We start from the raw sequence: 2,866 nt of genomic DNA on the forward strand, positions 1-2,866 counted from the left end.
GTGGGCGGGTGCCTCGTGGACGGGTGCCTCGCGGGCGGGGGTCGCGGTGGCCGGATCGGTGGCCGGATCGGTCCCGGTCGGTGCGGGCTTCCGTCCCTCCCGCTCCTGCCGCCCCTCGTGCCCCTCACGCGCCGGTCCGCTCTCCAAGGCCCTCTTCCTCCTCGTGCTGCCGCGTCGTCCTGGCATCGTCCTCGCGTTGTGGCACAGCTCCTTCCCATGACGCATCGCTCTCAGTGGTTTGTCCACAGGCCCTTTGAAATGTATGACCGGTCCCGGAGCTGATCCGTCCATCCGAGGAGGGCCGTCAAGTAGGAAAAATTCGCAGGTCAGGGGGGATGCGGCGGGGTGGAGCGGTGGTGCAGAATCAAAGGGGATCAGGCCTGTACTCCAATCGGGGACGGCCTGTGCGGAACTACCCCCTTCTTTCTTGACCTGGGCTCAACTATGTTCGTACTCCGTCGGGGTGTCGAGACGCGCCCCGGCAGTCAGGGCGGGGAGTCTCCGGGGGGAGACGTCATAACCGGGGGAACGTATGACCATTCAGGGCTCTCATTGGTCTGCCGCTGTCGCGACGACGACCGACGGCACGAGTGGCCGTAATACGCCGTTGCGCGTGGATGCTCAGCGCAATCTGGAACATGTCCTGCGGGCGGCTCGCGAGGTCTTCGGCGAGCTGGGGTACGGGGCGCCGATGGAGGACGTGGCGCGCCGGGCCCGAGTGGGAGTGGGGACGGTCTACCGCCGGTTCCCCAGCAAGGACGTGCTGGTCCGGCGGATAGCCGAGGAGGAGACGGCACGGCTCACCGAGCAGGCGCGCACCGCGCTGGGGCAGGAGGACGAGCCGTGGTCGGCGCTGTCCCGGTTCCTGCGCACGTCGGTGGCGTCGGGCGCGGGCCGGCTGCTGCCTCCGCAGGTGCTGCGGGTCGGCGTCGACGTGGAGGCCGAGGAGCTCCGGGAGCGGGTTCCGGCGCGGGTGCCGCAGCAGCGGCAGCCCGTGGGCGCCGGGGGCCAGCTGCACGAGCTGCGGCTCGTCGAGCAGCGGCCGGCGGCGGTCCAGGAGCGGGACGACGCGGGTGCGGCGGCCCTGCTGGACGTCGTGGGCCGGCTCGTGGAGCGGGCGCGCTCGGCGGGTGAGCTGCGCGCCGATGTGACCGTCGCGGATGTGCTGCTGGTGATAGCGACGGCCGCGCCGTCCCTGCCGGACGCGGCACAGCAGGCGGCGGCCTCGTCGCGGCTGCTGGACATCCTGCTGGAGGGCCTGCGGTCCCGTCCCGCGCGGTAGTCGTGTGACGCGGTGACCGTGTGACGCGGTAGCCGTGTGATGTGACGGTTGTCGGCGGCGGCGCTGGTCGCGGGCGTCGGCAACCGCTCTCTTTTCCACCCTCCCTTTCACCGGTTTCTATCGGTTCTCGTGACCATCGGTATTCCGGCCCGGTCGGGGCCCGGACGGGTGGTTGCCGTCGGTGAAGTGATCCTGCTGCGTTCCCGTATGCGAGGCTGCTCGGAGTTCGAGTGTGCCGGCGTGTACGGGGAGCCTGCGCTATGAGTGTTGACGGGCGGGAAGAGCCTCGCGGAAGCGACGAGGCCGGCGATCCTTCGCCGCCGCACAAGGTGCCCGGTCAGGGAGGGCCGTCCGCGGCCTCCCCCGATCCGGGTCCCGACTCCCTCTCCGGCGCCCTGGACCTGTGGTTCGGGCCCGTCGGCTCGGGAGTGCCGGCGCCGAGGGACAGCGGCGGGGCGGATCCCGGTCCGGGGGTGACAGACCCGGGCTCTTCCGGCATTCCCACCCAGACCGATACCGCCGGTTGTACCCAGGACGGTGCGCCGGTCGATGATGCGGGAGTGCGGGAAGACCAGGAAGCCACGGATGCGCCACCGTCCGACCTCGAACTGGTCGCACAGCTGCGCGGCGGGGAGAGCGGCGGGGCGTACGAGGAGCTGTACCGGCGCCATGCCGGCGCGGTCCGCCGGTACGCCCGTAGCTGCTGCCGCGACGACCACACCGCCGAGGACCTCACCAATGAGGTCTTCGCCGCCACGCTCCAGGCGGTACGGGGCGGCGCCGGGCCGGACACGGCGGTACGGGCGTATCTGCTGACGACGGTGCGGCGGGTCGCGGCGGCCTGGGGCCGGACGACCCGGCGGGAGCACCTCGTCGAGGACTTCGCGGTCTTCGCGACCTCGTCGGCCGTGGCGTCGGCCGCCGCCGAGGACGACACGCTGGGGCTGGGCGCGGATGTGCGGGCCATGCAGGAGGCCGAGGAGTCCCTGGCCGTGCAGGCGTTCCGCAGCCTGCCCGAGCGGTGGCAGACCGTCCTCTGGCACACCACCGTGGAGGAGGAGTCGCCGAGCGAGGTGGCGCCGCTCCTCGGGCTGACCGCCAATGCCACGGCGGTACTGGCGCACCGGGCGCGCGAGGGGCTGCGGCAGGCGTATCTCCAGGCCCATGTGAGTACGTCGCTGACGTCCGGTGGCGAATGCGCGCGCTACGCGGACCGGCTCGGCGCGTATGCGCGCGGCAGTCTGCGGACGCGGGCCGAGCGGGGGATGCGCAGGCATCTGGACGGGTGCTCGCGCTGCCGTATGGCGGCGCGGGAGGTAGCGGACGTCAACGCGCAGCTGCGCGGGCTGCTGCCGGTCGCGGTCATCGGCTGGTTCGCCGCCGACTGGTCGCTGAAGGTGGCGGGCGGGATCGCCGCGGGCACGGCGGGAGCGGCCGGGGCGGCGGGAGCCGCGGCCGTGAGCGCGGGTGCCGGTGCGGATGTGGGCGCTGGTTCGGGTGCCGGTGCCGGTACGGCGGGAAGCGGGAGCGGAGGCGCCAGTGGCACGGGCGCCGCGGGGAGCGGGGCCTGTCTCTTATACACAT

At 72.5% G+C, this 2,866-nt stretch carries 2 protein-coding genes; both read left to right on the forward strand.

Going from position 1 to position 2,866, the window contains the following annotated elements; genetic code table 11:
- Window positions 1–532 precede the first annotated feature (532 nt).
- Entirely contained in the window at window positions 533–1,282 is a 750-nt protein-coding gene (locus K6I33_RS33940; RefSeq protein ID WP_229358653.1) for a TetR/AcrR family transcriptional regulator, read from the forward strand.
- 260 nt (window positions 1,283–1,542) lie between these two features.
- The coding region (locus tag K6I33_RS33945; protein WP_229358654.1) for a sigma-70 family RNA polymerase sigma factor at window positions 1,543–2,866 on the forward strand (1,324 nt) is incomplete at its 3' end.

It is taken from the genome of Streptomyces sp. UNOB3_S3, from assembly GCF_020740895.1.
GTDB lineage: Bacteria > Actinomycetota > Actinomycetes > Streptomycetales > Streptomycetaceae > Streptomyces.